This window comes from Heyndrickxia sp. FW510-T9 (assembly GCF_058781025.1).
The window spans coordinates 1-20,492 of the sequence record NZ_JBYSWK010000005.1; the positions used below are offsets into that span (position 1 = coordinate 1).

The 20,492-nt window shown below is 35.5% G+C and carries 18 protein-coding genes and 1 riboswitch; of the genes, 17 read left to right on the forward strand and 1 reads right to left on the reverse strand.

Features of this window, described 5'->3' with window-relative positions:
• The first annotated feature begins 277 nt into the window (after positions 1 to 277).
• The 10 genes from AC3WJF_RS03945 (at position 278) to AC3WJF_RS03990 (ending at position 13,193) form a co-directional block, all read left to right on the forward strand.
• Positions 278 to 1,978 carry an AMP-binding protein gene (locus AC3WJF_RS03945; RefSeq protein ID WP_492449810.1) on the forward strand — a complete coding sequence of 567 codons (1,701 nt, stop codon included), beginning with the start codon at positions 278 to 280 and terminating at the stop codon, positions 1,976 to 1,978.
• A gap of 224 nt (positions 1,979 to 2,202) precedes the next feature.
• Positions 2,203 to 2,787: a fatty acid metabolism transcriptional regulator FadR gene (gene fadR / locus AC3WJF_RS03950; RefSeq protein WP_492449811.1), complete on the forward strand. Its 585-nt coding sequence runs from the start codon at positions 2,203 to 2,205 to the stop codon at positions 2,785 to 2,787.
• A gap of 207 nt (positions 2,788 to 2,994) precedes the next feature.
• Positions 2,995 to 3,768 carry an enoyl-CoA hydratase gene (locus AC3WJF_RS03955; RefSeq protein WP_492449812.1) on the forward strand — a complete coding sequence of 258 codons (774 nt, stop codon included), beginning with the start codon at positions 2,995 to 2,997 and terminating at the stop codon, positions 3,766 to 3,768.
• Positions 3,769 to 3,908: 140 nt separating this feature from the next.
• The gene (locus tag AC3WJF_RS03960) at positions 3,909 to 4,682 is read left to right on the forward strand and encodes an electron transfer flavoprotein subunit beta/FixA family protein (RefSeq protein WP_492449814.1); all 774 of its coding nucleotides are present in this window, start codon (positions 3,909 to 3,911) and stop codon (positions 4,680 to 4,682) included.
• Between the two features lie 68 nt (positions 4,683 to 4,750).
• A complete protein-coding gene (locus AC3WJF_RS03965) occupies positions 4,751 to 5,731 on the forward strand; it encodes an electron transfer flavoprotein subunit alpha/FixB family protein (RefSeq protein WP_492449815.1) in 981 nt (326 codons plus the stop codon).
• A 125-nt stretch (positions 5,732 to 5,856) separates the two neighbouring features.
• Complete coding sequence (locus AC3WJF_RS03970; protein WP_492449816.1) at positions 5,857 to 6,663, forward strand: cytochrome c oxidase assembly protein; 807 nt, start codon at positions 5,857 to 5,859, stop codon at positions 6,661 to 6,663.
• Between the two features lie 89 nt (positions 6,664 to 6,752).
• Positions 6,753 to 8,954, forward strand: coding sequence for a heavy metal translocating P-type ATPase (locus AC3WJF_RS03975; protein ID WP_492449817.1), 2,202 nt, complete (start codon positions 6,753 to 6,755; stop codon positions 8,952 to 8,954).
• A gap of 133 nt (positions 8,955 to 9,087) precedes the next feature.
• On the forward strand, positions 9,088 to 9,402 hold the full coding sequence (gene trxA, locus AC3WJF_RS03980; protein ID WP_492449818.1) for a thioredoxin: 315 nt from the start codon (positions 9,088 to 9,090) through the stop codon (positions 9,400 to 9,402).
• A gap of 222 nt (positions 9,403 to 9,624) precedes the next feature.
• Entirely contained in the window at positions 9,625 to 11,397 is a 1,773-nt protein-coding gene (gene uvrC, locus AC3WJF_RS03985) for an excinuclease ABC subunit UvrC (protein WP_492449819.1), read from the forward strand.
• A 65-nt stretch (positions 11,398 to 11,462) separates the two neighbouring features.
• A riboswitch (Lysine riboswitch) is annotated at positions 11,463 to 11,646 on the forward strand.
• A 314-nt stretch (positions 11,647 to 11,960) separates the two neighbouring features.
• Positions 11,961 to 13,193 (forward strand): aspartate kinase, encoded by a 1,233-nt coding sequence (locus AC3WJF_RS03990; protein ID WP_492449950.1) that lies wholly within the window; start codon positions 11,961 to 11,963, stop codon positions 13,191 to 13,193.
• Positions 13,194 to 13,254: 61 nt separating this feature from the next.
• Here AC3WJF_RS03990 and AC3WJF_RS03995 read toward each other — a convergent pair whose 3' ends face one another.
• Positions 13,255 to 13,713, reverse strand: coding sequence for a YslB family protein (locus AC3WJF_RS03995; protein WP_492449820.1), 459 nt, complete (start codon positions 13,711 to 13,713; stop codon positions 13,255 to 13,257).
• Positions 13,714 to 14,376: 663 nt separating this feature from the next.
• Here AC3WJF_RS03995 and AC3WJF_RS04000 point away from each other — a divergent pair.
• From AC3WJF_RS04000 to racE, 7 genes are all read left to right on the forward strand, one after another.
• Positions 14,377 to 15,006: a succinate dehydrogenase cytochrome b558 subunit gene (locus AC3WJF_RS04000; protein ID WP_492449822.1), complete on the forward strand. Its 630-nt coding sequence runs from the start codon at positions 14,377 to 14,379 to the stop codon at positions 15,004 to 15,006.
• Positions 15,007 to 15,160: 154 nt separating this feature from the next.
• The gene (gene sdhA, locus AC3WJF_RS04005; protein WP_492449823.1) at positions 15,161 to 16,912 is read left to right on the forward strand and encodes a succinate dehydrogenase flavoprotein subunit; all 1,752 of its coding nucleotides are present in this window, start codon (positions 15,161 to 15,163) and stop codon (positions 16,910 to 16,912) included.
• A gap of 90 nt (positions 16,913 to 17,002) precedes the next feature.
• Positions 17,003 to 17,770, forward strand: coding sequence for a succinate dehydrogenase iron-sulfur subunit (gene sdhB, locus AC3WJF_RS04010; protein WP_492449824.1), 768 nt, complete (start codon positions 17,003 to 17,005; stop codon positions 17,768 to 17,770).
• A 370-nt stretch (positions 17,771 to 18,140) separates the two neighbouring features.
• Positions 18,141 to 18,596 carry an acyl-CoA thioesterase gene (locus tag AC3WJF_RS04015; protein ID WP_492449826.1) on the forward strand — a complete coding sequence of 152 codons (456 nt, stop codon included), beginning with the start codon at positions 18,141 to 18,143 and terminating at the stop codon, positions 18,594 to 18,596.
• Positions 18,597 to 18,760: 164 nt separating this feature from the next.
• On the forward strand, positions 18,761 to 18,985 hold the full coding sequence (locus tag AC3WJF_RS04020; protein ID WP_055739090.1) for a helix-turn-helix domain-containing protein: 225 nt from the start codon (positions 18,761 to 18,763) through the stop codon (positions 18,983 to 18,985).
• A 193-nt stretch (positions 18,986 to 19,178) separates the two neighbouring features.
• Complete coding sequence (locus AC3WJF_RS04025) at positions 19,179 to 19,637, forward strand: MarR family winged helix-turn-helix transcriptional regulator (protein WP_492449828.1); 459 nt, start codon at positions 19,179 to 19,181, stop codon at positions 19,635 to 19,637.
• 10 nt (positions 19,638 to 19,647) lie between these two features.
• Positions 19,648 to 20,457: a glutamate racemase gene (gene racE, locus AC3WJF_RS04030; protein ID WP_492449829.1), complete on the forward strand. Its 810-nt coding sequence runs from the start codon at positions 19,648 to 19,650 to the stop codon at positions 20,455 to 20,457.
• The last annotated feature ends 35 nt before the right edge of the window (positions 20,458 to 20,492 follow it).

A 20,492-nucleotide genomic window follows, 5' to 3' on the forward strand; every position in this document is an offset into this window, starting at 1 on the left:
GTTATAAATCCTAAGTAGGCTTGGTTTCGGGGCATCTTTTCTTACCAAGTTTATTGATTTTTAACCCAAATAACGTTGTTTTACTTAGAATTTCGTATATAAAAGCAACAATATATAAGAAAAGAGCCTTTAGTAAAGGATTGCTTCGGCAATCCTTTTTTCTATATAAAAATGAACGAATGTTCATTTTTCATTTTTACAAACTATATACAATAGATTATAATAATAAGAGTAGTGTAAATTTTCAGACGTTTAGTTTGTTTGTAGGAGGGGTTAAATGGAAAATAAACCATGGTTGTCTCATTATCCTGAGGAAATTCCGAAGACGTTACAACTAGAAGAAAAACCCGTACATGCCTATTTAACAGAAGCAGCACGAAAATATGCAGAAAAAACCGCTATCCATTTTATGGGAAAGGAACTAACATATAAAGAGGTATATGAATCATCTTTAAAATTAGCAGCGTATCTTAGAAAAATTGGCATAAAAAAAGGTGATAAAGTTGCTATTATGCTCCCTAATGGTCCTCAATCTGTCATCAGTTATTATGGGATACTGTATGCAGGGGGGATTGTTGTGCAAACTAATCCGCTTTATACAGAGAGAGAACTAGCTTATCAAATGGAGGATTCCGAAGCAAAAGTAATTATTACACTGGACATCCTTTTTCCAAGAGTAACAAAGGTAGCAGGTAAGACAAATTTGCATGACATTATTATAACCGCTGTCAAGGATTATTTGCCATTTCCGAAAAATATGGTCTATCCATTTATTCAAAAGAAGCAAACAGGTATCGTCGTAAAGGTTGAACATAATGGAAATCATCATTTACTCAGAAAAATTTTGGCTGAAACAGTTGTTGAACCTCCACCAATAGATGAAGAATTTGATTTTGAAAATGATCTTGCTTTATTACAATATACTGGAGGCACAACCGGATTTCCAAAAGGGGTTATGCTTACACATAAAAATTTAGTTGCAAATGCGACAATGTGCGATGCCTGGCTTTACAAGGCGAAAAAAGGCGAGGAAGTGGTTTTGGGCTTATTGCCATTTTTCCATGTTTATGGAATGACAGCAGTCCTTATTCTATCTGTAATGCAAGGCTATAAAATGGTGCTCTTGCCTAAATTCGATGCGGAAACAACTTTAAAAACCATTCAAAAACAGCGCCCAACTCTATTTCCTGGCGCACCAACTATTTATATCGGTCTATTAAATCATCCTGATATTCAACAATACAATTTATCTTCGATTGATTCATGTATTAGTGGTTCCGCTCCATTACCTGTAGATGTTCAGCAAAGATTTGAAAAAGTAACGGGTGGAAAGCTTGTCGAAGGATATGGATTAACAGAATCTTCTCCTGTCACTCATGCTAATTTTGTTTGGGACAAAAGAGTAAAGGGAAGTATCGGTGTCCCGTGGCCAGACACGGATTCGGCCATCTTTTCATTAGAAACAGGAGAAATAGTAGAACCTGGTGTGATTGGAGAATTAGCAGTAAAAGGGCCACAGGTAATGAAGGGGTATTGGAGGAGGCCGGAAGAAACAGAGCAAGTCTTGAAAGATGGTTGGTTATTTACTGGGGATCTTGGTTATATGGATGAAGAGGGATATTTTTATGTGGTAGATCGTAAAAAAGATATGATAATTGCAGGTGGATATAATATTTACCCTCGGGAAGTGGAAGAAGTGTTGTATGAGCATCCGGATATACAAGAGGTTGTTGTAGCAGGTGTTCCTGACCTTTATCGAGGAGAAACCGTCAAGGCATATATTGTGTTAAAGGAAAATGCAGTCGTTACAGAGGATGAGCTAAATACATTTACAAGAAAATATTTAGCGGCATATAAAATCCCAAGAATATACGAATTTCGAAAGGATCTACCTAAAACAGCTGTTGGGAAAATATTACGAAGAACATTAATCGAGGAAGAAAGAAAGAAGCAACAAGAACAAGATAAAATAGGGTAGAGGTTAATTCAGAGCCCCAAAAGGCTCTTCATTTTTGCACTAAATATTCTTGACATTGTGACGATTTGAAATTAATATAAAAATATGAATGAATATTCATTCATATTTTTCCGAATATTTAATAATATTATATCCTAGTCATAACTGAATGAAAAGAACCTATTAATTAATATCTTCTAAATCAACCATAACCTCTCACTTAAAGAATGGAGGAGCATATACGTTTGAAAAGTAATAAACCAAAATACAAACAAATAATAGATGCTGCAGTTATTGTAATTGCAGAAAATGGTTACCATCATGCACAGGTCTCCAAAATCGCCAAGGAAGCTGGAGTTGCTGACGGTACAATTTATCTTTACTTTAAAAATAAAGAAGATATATTGATTTCATTGTTTCAAGAGAAAATGGGTTCCTTTATTGAAAAAATTCGAAAAGGAATTACAGGAAAAGAAACTGCTGCTGAGAAGTTATTCGTAATGATAGAAAGTCATTTTCAAATCTTATCAGAAGACCATCAGATGGCTGTTGTGACACAGTTAGAGTTGCGTCAATCTAATAAAGAATTACGTTTGAAAATTAATGATGTACTTAAAGGTTATTTACAATTAGTTGATGAAATTCTCCAATTCGGCAAGGAAACAGGTGAATTTGATTCAAAATTAGATACAAGAGTATTCAGACAAATGATTTTTGGTACCATCGATGAAATTGTGACTACCTGGGTAATGAATGAAGAAAAATATGATTTAGTGGCACTGGCACCAGATGTTCACCGATTATTTATTAAAGCTGCCGCTTCCGTTTAATTTTATCTTAGCTTCTTTTATTTACGGACATTATTATTCATAAAAAATTTTTTCAAAACATAAATGAGTGTGTTTATATCATTAAATTATAAGAAAATGCCATTTTTAACAGATGTAGTGGACAAAATGCACAAGAATATGGCTTAATTTTAATAGGGGATTTTCCCTGCTGAAAGGATCATCAAAGAATGAGGGAGGAGAGCGGGAATGGAATTTTTGACAGTAACGAAAGAGAATCATATAGCTTTTGTCACCATCCATAGGCCACCTGCAAATGCACTTGCATCTGGACTTTTGGAAGAGCTTTCATTAGTATTTGATGAGGTAGAAGCAAGTAATGATATAAGAGTGGTTTTACTTCATGGAGAAGGACGCTTTTTCTCAGCTGGGGCAGATATTAAAGAATTTACCACTATTGAAACAGAAGAGGAATTCGGTAAGCTAGCTAAAAAAGGACAAGATTTGTTTGAAAGAATTGAAAAATTTCGAAAGCCGGTCATTGCTGCTATCCATGGTGCCGCACTAGGTGGCGGATTAGAGTTAGCAATGTCATGTCATATTAGACTTGTAACAGAAACAGCCAAACTTGGTTTACCGGAACTCCAATTAGGTTTAGTTCCCGGGTTTGCCGGTACTCAGCGCTTACCACGCTATGTAGGTATGCCAAAAGCTATGGAGATGTTATTTACGAGTGAACCAATTTCTGGATTAGAGGCAGTAGAATGGGGTCTTGCTAATCATGCATATTCTGAAGAAGAATTAATGCCAAAGGCAAAAGAAATGGCATTAAAAATTGCGGGGAAAAGCCCTGTATCGATTGGAGCCGCAATTGAACTATTAAACTATGGAAAATCGGAAAACTTTTATAAAGGTGTTGCTCGCGAGTCGGAACTTTTTGGGAAAGTTTTCAAATCGATGGATGGGCAAGAGGGAATTGCAGCATTCATTGAGAAGCGTGAGCCGAACTTTAAAGGAGAATAGAACGAAGAAATTTAATGAATTTAAACTTTGTCCAGCTCCTATCGACTAGCGGGTGAGCAAGGCGCTTATACTTTTTTTATCAAAAATTATCTTAATCTTTGAAACTCACAAAATGTTTATAAAATCTAGGAGGGTTTAGCATGAATATTTTTGTATTATTGAAAAGAACATTCGATACAGAGGAAAAAATATCACTTGCAAATGGGCAAATCAATGAAGACGGCGCTGAATTTATCATTAATCCATACGATGAATATGCTGTCGAAGAAGCGATCCAAGTTCGCGATGAGCATGGTGGCGAAGTAACTGTTATTTCTGTAGGAAATGAAGAAACAGAAAAGCAACTTCGAACTGCATTAGCAATGGGTGCTGATAAAGCTGTTCTTATTAATACTGAGGATGACTTAGATTTCGCTGATCAATTTACGACTGCAAAGATCTTAGCTGAATATTTGAAGGATAAAGAAGCAGATTTGATTATTGGTGGTAATGTGGCAATTGATAATAGCTCAGGTCAGGTTGGACCAAGGGTTGCAGACCTATTAAATATTCCATATGTAACTACAATTACAAAATTGACTATCGAAGGCGACAAAGTAACGGTAGTCCGTGATGTGGAAGGGGACTCTGAAGTCATTGAAACATCCTTACCGTTGTTAGTTACGGCACAACAAGGCTTGAATGAGCCGCGTTATCCATCCTTACCAGGAATTATGAAAGCTAAGAAAAAGCCGTTAGAAGAGCTAGAACTAGATGATTTAGATTTAGATGAAGATGAAGTGCAAGCAATGACAAAAACAATTGAAGTTTATTTACCGCCTAAAAAAGAAGCAGGGAAAATTCTCGAAGGCGAATTAGGTGAACAAGTAAAAGAATTAGTTGAGCTTCTGCACAAGGAAGCAAAAGTAGTTTGATTTTAAAAGAGTCAACAACCTATTATACAAAACGGTATATTTCTGAACATACAGGGAGGTAATTTCTAATGGCAAGAAAAGTTCTAGTACTAGGTGAGGTTCGTGACGGTTCACTTCGAAATGTTTCATTCGAAGCTATTGCAGCTGGAAAAACGGTTGCTGAAAGTGGAGAAGTTGTTGGTGTATTAATCGGGGAATCAGTATCAAGTTTGGCGAATGAATTAATTCAATATGGTGCCGATAGAGTAGTAGTAGTAGAGGATGTAAAATTAAAACAATATTCATCTGATGGTTATTCCCAAGCCTTCATGGCAGTTGTAGACAGCGAAAGTCCTGATGGGATCGTATTCGGTCATACTGCTCTTGGAAAAGACTTATCACCAAAAATTGCGAGTAAGTTAAATACTGGTCTTATCTCAGATGCTATTAGTGTTGAGGTAGCAGGGGGGAATCTAGTATTTACTCGTCCGATTTACTCTGGTAAGGCTTTTGAGAAGAAGATTGTAACAGACGGAATTATTTTTGCATCTGTTCGTCCAAATAATGTTAACGCGTTACAGAAGGATGAAGGGAAAACAGGTGATGTAACCTCTATTTCTGTCGACATTAAGGACCTTCGTACGATCATTAAAGAAGTTGTTCGCAAGGCAAGTGAAGGCGTGGATCTATCGGAAGCAAAAGTAGTCATTGCTGGTGGCCGCGGTGTGAAAAGCACTGAAGGCTTCGAACCGTTGAAAGAGCTTGCAAATGTACTTGGCGGTGCAGTAGGAGCTTCACGTGGAGCTTGTGATGCTGACTATTGCGATTATTCCTTGCAAATTGGTCAAACAGGTAAAGTAGTTACTCCAGATCTTTATATTGCTTGTGGAATTTCAGGTGCCATTCAGCATTTAGCTGGGATGAGCAATTCAAAGGTAATCGTTGCTATTAATAAAGACCCGGAAGCGAATATCTTTAAAGTGGCAGACTACGGTATCGTTGGTGACTTATTCGAAGTAGTTCCAATGCTGACCGAAGAATTCAAAAAGCTGAAAGTAGCACAATCATAATACGAATATTTGAAAAAAAGTGCAAAGAATAGCAATATTCTTTGCACTTTTTCTTTTTAACAGAATATTGTTTAAGAAAAAAGCATTTATTATATGGATACATACCTTAGGATGGTGGTGCAGATATGCTTTTTTCCATTTTAAAAGATCAATATACATGGAATGTATCGCTATTTGTTATTCTATTATTTATAGCATTAGCATACTTGTATTTGCCTAGGAAAGGTAGACTAAAAAGATATGATCATAAAATTCAACCAATTCTTTTCTTAGGTGCTTTATGTTTCCTATATCTGCTAAGAGGAAGTCCACTTAACGTAATAACCCATTTATCTTTCAGTACACATATGTTACAAATGAGCATAATTTATTTTTTTATTCCACCTTCACTTTTGCTAGGTCTTCCACCATCCATTTTGCAATTAAAATATCTTAATAAAAGGAATCTCCAAATTGTTAGGATGATCACCATTTTTGCTCTGTTTCTCTTTGGTATAGCATTGTTTCTATACCACTTACCGATAACAGCAATTCGGATTATGGAAAACTCTGATTATCACGAAGCATATTTATGGATTATGTTTATTTTATCCATGATTATGTGGCTTCCGATTTGTATACGTAATGGTAATATCGAAAACCGATTTATGGATAAAAAGAATTATGCAAGATTAACTGCAATGATTATTACTCCAGCATGCTTATTACTAATCATTCTTCCATTTGATCCAAATAACTCTCCACTTTTTTCCCATATGACAGCCCTTTGCATACCTCCAGCATATTTAAACCACTTGCTGCCATTCCCATTTAACACAAAATATGATCAACAATTTGCAGGAGTAATCATGTTTTTGATGCATAAGTTAAGTATTTCATTCAATTTTAGTTTAGAGAAGGTGTTCAAAAATACATCAGTAAAGGAACGGTAAATGTTCTAATGAATTTATACAATAGTTCTAGTTGGAAAATCACTTAATATACTTAATAATAATGGACAATTAGAAGCTGGTGATTACATTTGATAGAAACTCTCCATCTTGACATTAAAGGAATGTATTGTAGTGCATGCTCCGGGAGAATTGAAAAATCTGTATTGAAAATGGAAGGAATTTTTGATGTAAACGTAAATTTAGCTACCGAAAAAGGAAGAATTGTCTATGATTCCGACTATACTAATAAATTAAAAATACTGGAAAGGATAAATAAATTAGGATATTCTCCAAGCTTGTTAAATCATAAAGATTACAAGGAAGAGGAGAAAAAAGATGCAGAAATTGCTTCGTTAACTTTGAAAGTGATATTTTCTATATTGTTTGCAATTCCATTAGTGCTGACGATGTTTGTTCAGGCGGATTGGTTTAATTTCTATTTGCCGAGAATTTTTTTAAATCCTTGGTTTCAACTTTTAATAGCAACACCTGTCCAATTTATTATAGCTTATCCATTTTACAAAGGGGCTTGGAATTCGATTAAAAATCGAGGAGCAACGATGGATGTGCTTGTCGTAATTAGTACAACGTCTGCCTATTTTTATTCTCATTATCTTACTGTTCGATCATTACATATGGACCATGTTGGTAATCCCATTCATTTACACTTTGAAACCAGTGTGTTAATCATTACTTTTGTCTTAGTTGGAAAACTAATGGAGGCTAAAACAAAAAGAAAAACTTTGGATGCCATTCATTCTTTACATAAATTAAAAGTGAATTCAGCTACAATCCTTGAAAATGGTAATGAGGTAAATAAATCGATTAAAGACATTATTCCTGGGGACATTATTTTAGCTAAGCCAGGAGAAAGAATCCCTATTGACGGACAAGTTATTAGTGGATTTACCACGATAAATGAATCTATGCTATCAGGTGAAAGCATTCCAGTTGAGAAAAAAAAGGGAGATCTAGTATATGCAGGCACCATTAATCTAAATAGTGTTATTCAATTAAAAGCAACAAAAGATCATACCGAGACACTTTTATCAAAAATCATTCATATCGTTGAAGAAGCGCAATTATCCAAGCCACCTATTCAAAACATAGCAGACCGATTTACCTCGATATTTGTTCCAATCGTTTTTATTCTTGGAATCATGACATTTCTTATTTGGTACTATATTTTAGCTCCAGGTGTTATGAATGAAGCTACCGTGAATATGATCGCTGTTTTGATTATTTCTTGCCCATGTGCATTAGGTTTAGCTACCCCTATGTCGATTATGGTTGGAAGTGGTCAAGCCGCAAAGCAAGGTATCCTTATTAAAGAAGGCCGAATGATTGAGTTAATCAGTAAAAATAATATTGTAGTACTCGATAAAACGGGAACTATCACAAAAGGACGGCCGCAAGTTACAGAAATATTAATTCGGAATATGGATCAACATTTATTTCTGCAGCTTGTCGGTTCAATCGAAAATGGGGCTAACCATCCTATTGGCAGTTCAATTGTGGAGGAAATCAAAAGAAAAGTCACAGATATTCCTATAGCAACAAATACGGAAGTACTAGTTGGATACGGAGTTCAAGGAACTGTGAATGATAAAAAAGTTGTAATTGCAAGCGCAAGGTTTTTTAAAAACCAACAAAGGATGGACCATTTACAAGTTCACAAACAGGTTGAAAAATTTGAGCAAGAGGGTAAGACCGTCATGCTTGTTTCTATAGATAATAGAATTCATGGGATTATTGCAGTAAGAGATGAAATGAAAAAATCAGCAAAACAGGCAATTACACGTTTAAAGAGAATGGGTTTGAAGGTTGTTATGCTATCCGGTGATAATCCAAGTACGACTAAAAGCATTGCCAAAAAAACAGGAATTAATTATTTTGAAGCAGAAGTTTCGCCACAAAGAAAGGCAGAATGGATTAAAACTTCTCAAAAAGCTGGAAATAAAATAATGATGGTTGGAGATGGAATTAATGATGCTCCAGCACTATCAATGGCTGATGTTGGGGTAGCTCTTGGGACTGGGACGGATATAGCTATTGAGGCCGGTGATGTAACTATTATGAATGGTGATTTAAATAGACTAGCTGATGCAATTTTGATTAGTAGGAAAACAATGGTCAATATAAAGCAAAATTTTACTTGGGCATTCATTTATAATTTCATCTGCATACCTTTGGCGATGATAGGGATATTGCCCCCTTGGTTTGCAAGTGCGGCTATGGCATTTAGCTCCGTCTCTGTTGTATTAAATTCACTTCGTTTGAAAAATATGTAGGTTTGGATTACTATTATGGCTGGTGAATAATGAAGATATCGAAGGGAAATGTAATATTGAATCATTTCATTAGCAACATTTTCATTAGGATGATATACTTTCATTAACGTTAAAAATTAGGAGGCAAGTGAAAATGGCAATAACTCATGTTACAGATGGAAACTTTGCTGCCGAAACAGGCCAAGGTTTAGTTTTAGTAGATTTTTGGGCTACATGGTGTGGACCTTGTAAAATGATTGCTCCAGTTCTTGAGGAAGTAGATGCAGAACTTGGTGATAAAGTGAAAATTACTAAATTAGATGTTGATGAAAACCAAGAAACAGCAAGCAAATTTGGTGTAATGAGCATCCCGACTCTTATTTTATTGAAAGACGGAAAAGAAGTGGGTAAAGTTATCGGTTATCAACCAAAAGAAGCATTAGTAGAGTTTATTAATAATCACGCATAAAGAACAAATGCGAAAGCGTCTTGCTCATCGGCTAGCGGATTTCGTAGTCTGCGACTGAGAAATCCGCTAGCCGATAGGCGCTATTGAAATTGAAGTACAAATTTCACCTGTAGCTAGACGTAGACAACTTTTATAAAAGGTTATCCACAGTGTGAATTTTATAATTTAAAGTGAAAACGAAATCCGAGTCTTACGACTCGGATTTTTTGAAAGGTGAAAGACATGAACGAAATCATTAAAAATAAACTTGCCCTCCTGCCTGATCAGCCAGGTTGTTATTTAATGAAAGATCGACAAGGCACCATCATTTATGTAGGGAAAGCAAAGATTTTAAAAAATCGAGTTAGGTCCTATTTTACTGGTACACATGATGGAAAAACGCAAAGACTTGTAAGTGAAATTGAGGATTTCGAATATATCGTAACCTCTTCGAACATAGAAGCTTTAATTCTTGAAATGAATTTAATCAAAAAACATGATCCGAAATATAATGTCATGTTAAAAGACGATAAAAGCTATCCATACATTAAACTAACGAATGAACGACACCCGCGTTTGATTACCACAAGGAAAGTCAAGAAAGATAAGGGTAAATATTTTGGCCCATATCCGAATGTACAGGCAGCTAACGAAACAAAAAAACTATTAGATAGAATCTACCCATTACGAAAATGCTCCACTCTTCCGGATCGTGTTTGCTTATACTACCATTTAGGCCAGTGTTTGGCCCCATGTGTTAATGAAGTGAAAGAGGATACGTATCGAAATATGATTGATGATATTACTAGATTCTTAAATGGCGGTTATCGAGAAATAAAAATGGATTTAACAAAAAAAATGGAGCAAGCCGCTGAAAATTTAGAATTCGAAAGAGCGATGGAGTACCGTGACCAAATAACTCATATTGAAACAACTATGGAAAAGCAGAAAATGACAATGAACGATTTCACGGACCGAGATGTGTTTGGATATGCAGTAGACAAAGGTTGGATGTGTGTACAAGTATTTTTCATCCGCCAAGGGAAACTGATTGAAAGAGATGTGTCACTGTTTCCGATTTATAATGAGCCTGAAGAGGAATTTCTGACGTTTATCGGTCAATTTTACCTCCTACCTAATCATTTCAAACCTAAAGAAATTCTTATTCCAAAAGAAGTTGACATGGAAATGGCTGAGCAATTATTAGAAGTAAAAATTGTTCAGCCAAAAATTGGTGCGAAAAAAGATTTAGTAAAGCTAGCAGAAAAAAACGCAACTATTGCCCTCAAAGAGAAATTTGCCTTAATTGAGAAAGACGAAGAAAGAACGATAAAAGCGGTCGAATTACTCGGAGACAAAATGGGGATATACACACCTCATCGAATAGAAGCATTTGATAATTCAAATATTCAAGGAACTGATCCTGTATCTGCAATGATAGTTTTTATTGATGGGAAGCCTGAAAAAAAGGAATATCGAAAATACAAAATAAAAACGGTAAAAGGACCGGATGATTACGAGTCCATGCGTGAAGTAATAAGAAGAAGATACAGCAGGGTTTTAAAGGAAGGCTTACCGATGGCCGATTTAATTATTATAGATGGTGGAAAAGGGCAAATTGATACGGCAAAAGATATATTAGAGAATGAACTCGGATTAGATATTCCTGTCGCAGGACTTGCGAAAGATGAAAAGCATAAAACCTCTCAGTTGTTATACGGAAACCCTTTAGAAATCGTGCCATTAGGAAGAAATAGCCAAGAATTTTACTTATTGCAAAGAATTCAAGACGAGGTCCATCGATTTGCAATTACATTTCATCGTCAGCTTAGAGGAAAGTCAGCATTTCAATCAATACTCGACGATATTCCTGGAATTGGGGAAAAACGAAAAAAACAACTACTTAGACATTTTGGGTCGCTGAAAAAAATGAAAGAAGCTACATTTGAAGAATTTGTAGAGATTGGAATTCCTCAGAATGTAGCAGAAATTTTGGCGGAGAGACTGGAAAGTTAGCATAGTCAAAAAATTTTTTTTAAGGTATAATATATAGAAATTAAATTATTTATCACAGTAATATTATAAGTGATAGAGGTGCAAAACTTATCAGTAAGAGCTTTGAGAAAAGTGAGTTTCGATGAAAAGCGATGAAAGGAAGTTTTGCCGAAGTGGAAATTGGCTCATTTTCAATTTCCGCTGGTTCTGCATTGAATAAGTGTAGGATTGTCAAGGTGTTACAGAACATCTTGGAGAGCTATCTCGTGTTTGTGATTTTCGTATTAGTTATTATTTTACGTATTCACTAGAGCAATGAGATATAATTCTCATTGCTCTTTTTAGCTCTTTAGGAATGCATGTTTTAGTAAGGCTTTTTTCGTATAAATTGTTGTTTTTCGTAAATCGTTATGAATACTAACCTAGAGTAGCTTCGGGGCATTTTTTCGTTTTATAATTTATACATTTTTAACCAAGATAATGTTGTTACCTAGAGTTTTCTTATACAAAAGCAGCGAAGTTTAAGAAAGAGCCTTTCGTAAACACCAAATAAATTGATTATACTACGAAAGCAGGCGAAAATGGTGGGTTTAGTTGTACAGAAGTTTGGTGGGACATCCGTTGGGACAATCGAGAGAATTCGTAATACTGTAACGAGAGTCATCGCAGAGAAGAAGAAAGGAAATGACGTTGTTGTCGTTGTGTCAGCAATGGGGAAAACAACGGATCAGCTTGTAACATTGGCAAAGGAGCTTTCTCCATATCCAAGTAAGCGTGAAATGGATATGCTTTTATCAACTGGTGAACAAGTGACCATTTCTTTATTGTCAATCGCATTAGTTGAAGCTGGCTTTGATGCTGTTTCTTTAACAGGCTGGCAAGCTGGAATATTAACGGAAAATGTTCATAATAATGCAAGAATATTAAACATTGATCAAACAAAAATTCAATCGCATTTGCAAGCTAATCGTATTGTCATTGTAGCAGGTTTCCAAGGTATTGCAGACAATGATGAAATCACGACTCTGGGCAGAGGCGGTTCTGATACATCAGCGGTAGCACTTGCTGCAGCGCTTCGTGCGGATAAATGCATGATTTACACAGATGTAACGGGGGTATACACGTCTGATCCCCGCTATATCCCATCAGCAAGAAAGTTGAATGCTGTTTCATACGATGAAATGTTGGAATTAGCAAATCTTGGAGCTGGTGTGCTTCATTCTCGAGCAGTTGAGTTTGCAAAAAATTATCATGTACCGTTAGAAGTATGTTCAAGTATGGTGATAGAAGAAGGAACCGTTATTGAGGAGGAAGTTCAAGTGGAGAAAAGTTTAATTGTTCGTGGAGTTGCATTTGAGGATGAAATAACAAGGATCACTGTTTTTGGTTTGAAAAATAAATTAACAAATCTATCTGGCATTTTTACTACATTGGCTGCCGAAAATATAAATGTAGATATTATTATTCAAAACCAGACGGTTGGAGAGAATCCATATCTTTCTTTTACCATTAAGCACGGGGATTTACGGGATACCATTCAATTATTAGAGGCAAAACAAAAAGAACTTTGTTTTGATCATTTCGAATATGAGTCTGGTTTAGCGAAGGTATCTATTATTGGCTCTGGAATGATATCAAACCCTGGTGTTGCAGCAAAAATGTTTGAAAGTCTAATGGAAAATGAAATACAAATTAAAATGGTCAGTACATCAGAGATTAAGGTTTCAACCGTCTTAGAAGTATCCCAAATGGTAAATGCTGCACAGATTCTTCATTCAGCATTTGGTCTAGATGCCGTAGAACAAAAGGTGAATTAATACTCGCGACAAAAAAAAGCCTGATTTTTTCAGGCTTTTTTTGTCGTAATGAGATCAACCGTTAAATGAATGTATCCTTCCGATCCCAGCGAAGAGTCAGTCGAATCGATTGAGTTTTCTTCATAACTTCTTCATATGCTTCTGTTCTTACTTTTTTTTGAGTTTGAATCTGTTCTGCTAAAAAACCAGCTTCAAGCTTATAGCACCCATCTGTTTTTAATTTTAAGTGTCGCGAAATAAGTGGGCTTGTTAACTCAAATTCCATGCCATGCTTATCTTCTTTCATAATCTTTAAGTTGCCCCAACCAGCTTCCTCGAAAAAAGTAATAACCTCATCTAAAGATAGTAACGGAAACTTCCGCGCAAGATGCTTGCCTGCCCAATATAAAATTTCCGGTGTTTCCTTGCCAAGCAATTCAGGTAGTAATATTTCTCTAATTAATTCATAGCCAAAGGCAGGGAGTGATAACTGTTCTGTATTTTCTTTATTTTCTTGCTCTAATGATAATGTTGATCTCAATTTATTCCCCTCTTTCTATAAGGCTCTTTTCTTAAACTTGGGTGTATTTGTATACGAAAGGTTTTGGTTACAACCCTATTTAAGTTAAGAATGGAAAATTCCATAAGAAAAGATGCCCCGACACCAATCTATATTAGCATTTATAAATAATGACGAAAAGCCACAATTAATGTGAAAACCGCCTCTTATAAGGTTATTATATACAAAAAAAGCAATCAGTTTGATAAAAAATTTTTACAAAATCGTAGCCAAAAATTACATTTTATAATTCTTTTTAAAAATTTATTCTTAAAAGTATATGTGAGAGAAGGATAAACAGTATTGGCATTATACGACAAGGCTCTTTTCTTAAACTTTACTGTTTTTGTAAGAGAAGATTATAATGTTTTCTTTAATAGCCATAAATATTACTAGCCTTTTTAAGAATAGATAGCTGTTCTTAAGTTAAACTTAAGAATTAAAACAATTTGTGAAAAACAATCCGTTATACGAAAACAGTATTCGACTAATTTCTGTATTCGTTTCCTTGACGCTTAAACTAAGCGGGAGTAAAATGGTTATGTCACATAAAAGCATAAAACTTGATGCATAGTAAGGGAAATGATAGTACAAAAATTATTAGAAGATTTTGCTATGCATGTTAAATTCTAAGGGGGGTAAATTGTGGCCGGAAATCGTGAATTTATAAATCGCAGAATACATTCATTGCTAGGGGTTATTCCTATTGGTGCTTTCTTAGTCGTGCATTTAGTAGTGAACCATTTTGCAACACATGGCGCAGCATCTTTTAACCATGCAGTTTCATTTATGGAAAGTCTGCCATTTCTCATTTTCCTTGAAATTTTTCTTATTTATTTACCACTGCTGTTTCATGCAATTTACGGATTTTATATTGCATTTACAGCACAAAATAATGTAGGCAGACTAGGATTTTTCCGAAACTGGATGTTTTTATTGCAACGTGTATCAGGTGTCATTGTCTTTATTTTTCTTGTATGGCATGTATATGAAACTAGAATTAAAGTGGCACTTGGCCAGGAATCACTGGATTTCAATATGATGCAAAGTATTCTATCTAATCCAGCCATGTTCATTTGGTACATAATTGGAGTAATCGCTACTATTTTCCATTTCTCTAATGGATTATGGTCATTCTTAGTAAGCTGGGGCATTACACAATCACCACGTTCACAACAAATATCATCTTATGTGATGATAGTAGTGTTTGTAATCTTGTCTATTATCGGTTTACGCGCACTATTCGCTTTTGCTTATCCAGGATGGTTTGCATAAGGAAAAAGGAAAGAAAGTCTTTTACTTTCTTATTTTTATCGGAAACATTCATCAGTGTTCTTTAGGCCCGATCTCTAACACCTTTGATGATGACATAGGTTCAAAGTAAAAGGCCTTATATCGGTTTTTTAGTTTTAAAAAGGAGTGAGTCACGATGAGTAAGGGAAAAATCATCGTAGTCGGTGGTGGGTTAGCCGGCTTGATGGCAACAGTTAAAATAGCAGAAGCAGGAAAAAAAGCAGATTTATTTTCTTTAGTACCAGTTAAACGTTCTCACTCTGTGTGTGCACAAGGTGGAATAAATGGTGCGGTAAATACAAAAGGTGAAGGAGATTCACCTTGGATCCATTTTGATGACACGGTTTATGGAGGAGACTTTTTAGCAAACCAACCTCCTGTAAAAGCAATGTGTGATGCGGCACCAGGAATTATCCATTTATTTGACCGCATGGGAGTTATGTTTAACCGTACTCCAGAAGGATTATTAGATTTTAGACGTTTTGGTGGTACACAACATCACCGTACTGCGTTTGCAGGTGCTACTACAGGTCAACAGCTATTGTATGCACTTGATGAACAAGTACGCCGTCATGAAGTTGCCGGACTTGTGAATAAGTATGAAGGCTGGGAGTTTTTAGGAATAGTAAAAGATGATGACGGAGTTTGCCGTGGAATAGTAGCTCAAAACCTGACTTCAATGGAGATAAAAGCATTTGAAGCAGATGCAGTTATTATGGCTTCTGGTGGACCTGGTATTATTTTTGGTAAATCTACTAACTCTATTATTAATACAGGATCAGCAGCATCTATTGTTTACCAACAAGGTGCTACTTATGCAAATGGTGAATTCATTCAAATTCATCCTACAGCTATCCCAGGGGATGACAAGCTTCGCCTTATGAGTGAATCTGCTCGTGGTGAAGGTGGACGAATTTGGACATATAAAGATGGTAAGCCTTGGTATTTTTTAGAAGAGAAATATCCTGCATATGGAAACCTAGTTCCTCGAGATATTGCAACACGTGAGATATTTAATGTATGTGTTGATCAAAAACTTGGAATCAATGGTGAAAATATGGTTTACCTTGACCTTTCACATAAAGATCCACATGAACTTGACGTGAAGCTTGGTGGAATCATTGAAATTTATGAAAAATTCGTTGGAGAAGATCCACATAAAGTTCCTATGAAGATATTCCCAGCTGTTCACTATTCAATGGGTGGCTTATGGGTTGATTATAAGCAACATACAAACATCGAAGGTTTATTTGCTTGTGGAGAATGTGACTTCTCTCAACATGGTGGGAATCGCTTAGGTGCAAACTCATTATTATCTGCAATTTATGGTGGAATGGTTGCGGGACCAGAAGCGGTTAACTATATTGAAGGATTAGAAAATAGTACAGACGGTTTATCCTCTACTATTTTTGATAATGCAGTTAAAACAGAAGAAGAAAAATGGAATAACATTCTATCTCTAAATGGTACGGAAAATGCTTATGTACTTCATAAGGAACTAGGCGAATGGATGACAGATAATGTTACCGTAGTCCGTTATAACGATAGACTTCAAAAAACAGATAATAAAATTCTTGAATTGATGGAACGTTATAAAAATATCAATGTAAACGATACAGCGAAATGGAGTAATCAAGCTGCGGCGTTTACTCGTCAATTACAAAATATGTTACAGCTTGCACGCGTTATTACAATTGGTGCATTAAATCGTAATGAAAGCCGTGGAGCTCATTACAAACCAGATTTCCCTAAACGTAATGATGAAGAGTTCTTGAAAACAACTTTAGCTGATTATGATGCTGCTAACAACACACCTAAATTTAGCTATGAAGAAGTTGATGTATCTTTAATTAAACCTCGCGAACGTGACTATACAAAAAAACATTAATATTTGATAGATAACTTTGCGGATATTGATGTATCCCTTATACAGCCTCGTTGTACGCGATAATACTTAAAAGAAAGAGGAGAAATAAGGATGAGTGAACAAAAAACGGTACGTTTTATCATTACACGCCAAGATAATCCGAATTCAGCGCCTTATGAGGAGACATTTGAACTCCCGTATCGTCCAAATATGAACGTAATTTCATCATTAATGGAAATTCGCCGAAATCCTGTTAATGCTAATGGTGAAAAAACAACTCCAGTTACTTGGGATATGAACTGTTTGGAAGAAGTATGTGGGGCTTGTTCAATGGTAATCAACGGAAAGCCAAGACAATCTTGTTCAGCACTCGTTGATAAATTGGAACAACCAATTAGATTAGCGCCAATGCGTACATTCCCAGTTGTAAGGGATTTGCAAGTTGACCGCAGTCGTATGTTTGATTCACTTAAAAAAGTGAAAGCATGGATTCCAATTGACGGCACATATGATCTTGGGGAAGGTCCTCGTATGCCTGAGAAAAAACGCCAATGGGCATATGAACTTTCTAAATGTATGACTTGCGGTGTTTGTCTTGAAGCATGTCCAAATGTAAATAGCAAATCGAATTTTATTGGACCCGCTCCATTATCACAAGTACGTTTATTCAACAGCCATCCAACAGGTGCAATGAATAAAGATGAGCGTCTTGAAGCTATCATGGGAGATGGAGGACTTGCTAATTGCGGTAACTCGCAAAACTGTGTACAGTCTTGTCCCAAAGGTATTCCTTTAACAACTTCGATTGCTTCCTTAAACCGCTCTACATCATTTCAAATGTTTAAAAACTTCTTCGGAAGCGATAACATGGTTGATTAATAACAAATGTGGAAGCGCCTTGTTTATCGGCGTACGAATTTCGTAGTCTTCGACTGAGATAAAGGAAACACAGTGAGGTAGTCCACGAACTGATGTTGACTTATCGTAGGGAGGAGACGGAGAAATTCGCTAGCCGATAGGCGCAGTAGCTAGACGCAGATAACTAATATAAAATGTTATCCACAATGTGAAATTTTATTATTTCCTAGAGTATAAAAAGATCTTCAGTTTTAAACTGAAGATCTTTTTTTATTTTGGGAATTACTTTATTAGATTATAGAATCTCCCCTTTTTTATGATTGCTAAGCAAGATATAATAAAAAGAAAAGAATGAACATTCATTCATTTCTGGAGAAAGGAGAGAATACCAGTGGAAAAAATATCTTATATAGAGGAGCTTTCAGTTTGGAAAGATGAATTTTCCTTTTTTCATCCCATTAAGGTTAGGTTTTCTGAAACGGACATGTTTGGTCATCTTAACAATACCGTTGCTTTTACATATTTTGAAGAAGCAAGAATTGAATTCTTAAATCATAAAGGCTTCATGGAAGAATGGGTAACGAATAAAAAAGATGCTATTCCAGTTGTAGCTGATTTGCAATGCGATTATATAAAACCAATATTTTTTGGAGATACCCTTCATCTTTTTGTAAAAGCTAATCAAGTCGGAAACTCTTCCGTTGATCTTCATTATCTAGCGATTAACCAAAAAGCGGAGGTATGTCTTGTTGGAAGAGGGGCAATGGTACAAATGTCTACTATAACAGGAAAGGGTGTACCATGGGAAGAGGAAGAAAAGTGTAAGTTGTTGAAGGAAAATAATTAAAAGCAGTTAATCTGAACCAAGAAAATAGCACATTTTTCTTTTTTTTCTTTTTTTCGTTGTCTCTAGATGTCACTCTCATTATTTCTTTCACATATGATATTCTGACAATCAAAATACCCATCCCCGCGGTTTAAAGCTGGCGAAGGCAAGGAGGGTTACAATAGTTGAAGGACAACGAATTCACACACAAACCGCTGCTTACAAAAAGAGAAAGAGAAGTGTTCGAACTGCTAGTCCAAGACAAAACAACGAAAGAAATTGCAAGCGAATTGTTTATCAGTGAAAAAACAGTTCGAAATCATATTTCCAATGCCATGCAAAAGCTTGGGGTCAAGGGGCGTTCTCAAGCTGTGGTAGAACTTCTACGCATGGGAGAGCTTAAGCTTTAAACAAAACCGGCTGCTGATGGCAGTCGGTTTTGTTTATGTGAAAAATTCTGCAATATCCTGTATTAACCCAAGATTGAATTGTAGGATATCATATGTTTTTCCTAGTATGTAAATAAATCTTTCTTGAAATTTCAATTAAAAAAGGTGACAATGTTTGTAGATGCTTATTTGTTTTAATTGGGGGTTTGCAAATATGATTAATGAGAGTGAATTAATACAGCATGAATTAAATACTGTTGCTAGAATAGAGAAAGATCTACGGTATATATCTGCAATTATAAAACAAAAGGGACGTGAGCTCCTTAGTAATTATACAATTACTCCACCACAATTCGTAGCTCTTCAATGGCTATTTGAAGAAGGTGATATGACAATTGGTGAATTGTCGAATAAAATGTATTTGGCATTTAGTACAACAACTGATTTAATTGATCGTATGGAAAAGAATGAATTAGTAGTCCGTGTTAAGGATGCCCACGATCGTCGAGTTGTAAGAATTCACTTATTGGACAAAGGGAATAAAATGATTGATGAAGTAATTAAAAAGAGACAAGTTTATTTGCAGGATATTTTAAAAAATTTTTCGTCTGATGAAGTTTTAAAATTAAAAGACAATCTAATTAAACTACACCATGAAATGAAGACAGAATGAGGCGAGATGCTTGAAACATCCAATAGGAATTATTGATTCAGGGGTTGGTGGGTTGACCGTTGTGAAGGAAGTTATGCGCCAATTGCCAAATGAAACTATTTATTATGTTGGAGATACTGCGCGTTGTCCTTATGGTCCACGACCTGTTGAAGAAGTAAAAGCTTTTACTTGGGAAATGACTAATTTCTTAATGAGATATAATATTAAAATGCTTGTTATTGCTTGTAATACTGCAACTGCAGTCGTTCTAGATGAAATTAGATCCGTAATTAAAATACCCGTACTTGGTGTTATCTACCCAGGTGCGAGAGCTGCCTTAAAGTTGACAAAAAGCTTTAAGATTGGTGTTCTCGGTACGGTTGGGACCGTTAATAGCGGCGCTTATGAAAAAGCCTTAAAATCAATTAATAGACGTGTTAAAATCACATCTCTTGCATGTCCTAAATTCGTTCCCTTAGTGGAGAGTGGCGAATACCATGGACCATTAGCTGAAAAAATTGTCTATGAATCTCTTGAACCAATTCGCGAGTCTGATATTGATATACTTATTCTAGGTTGTACTCATTATCCACTGCTTGAAGATCTTATAAAGCAAGCAATGGGTGAGCATATACAAATTATTAGCTCCGGGGAAGAAACAGCAAGAGAGGTCAGTACGATTCTTTATTTTCATGATATTTTTAACCTTGCTGATACTTCGCCAAAGCATAAATTTTTTACTACTGGCTCTAATAAACTATTTTCTGCAATTGCTTCAGATTGGTTAGAACAAAATATAGAAAACGTAGAAACGATTTATTTAGGAGAAACCATTTTTTAATAAGATGGTTTCTTTTTTTTATTTTATAGGGTCTA

Bases quoted from the DNA above. Each gene is read 5' to 3' on its own strand.
- AC3WJF_RS03945 (WP_492449810.1), top strand. From the start codon at position 278: ATGGAAAATAAACCATGGTTGTCTCATTATCCTGAGGAAATTCCGAAG.
- AC3WJF_RS03955 (WP_492449812.1), top strand. From the start codon at position 2,995: ATGGAATTTTTGACAGTAACGAAAGAGAATCATATAGCTTTTGTCACC.
- AC3WJF_RS03960 (WP_492449814.1), top strand. From the start codon at position 3,909: ATGAATATTTTTGTATTATTGAAAAGAACATTCGATACAGAGGAAAAA.
- AC3WJF_RS03965 (WP_492449815.1), top strand. From the start codon at position 4,751: ATGGCAAGAAAAGTTCTAGTACTAGGTGAGGTTCGTGACGGTTCACTT.
- AC3WJF_RS03970 (WP_492449816.1), top strand. From the start codon at position 5,857: ATGCTTTTTTCCATTTTAAAAGATCAATATACATGGAATGTATCGCTA.
- trxA (WP_492449818.1), top strand. From the start codon at position 9,088: ATGGCAATAACTCATGTTACAGATGGAAACTTTGCTGCCGAAACAGGC.
- uvrC (WP_492449819.1), top strand. From the start codon at position 9,625: ATGAACGAAATCATTAAAAATAAACTTGCCCTCCTGCCTGATCAGCCA.
- sdhA (WP_492449823.1), top strand. From the start codon at position 15,161: ATGAGTAAGGGAAAAATCATCGTAGTCGGTGGTGGGTTAGCCGGCTTG.
- sdhB (WP_492449824.1), top strand. From the start codon at position 17,003: ATGAGTGAACAAAAAACGGTACGTTTTATCATTACACGCCAAGATAAT.
- AC3WJF_RS04025 (WP_492449828.1), top strand. From the start codon at position 19,179: ATGATTAATGAGAGTGAATTAATACAGCATGAATTAAATACTGTTGCT.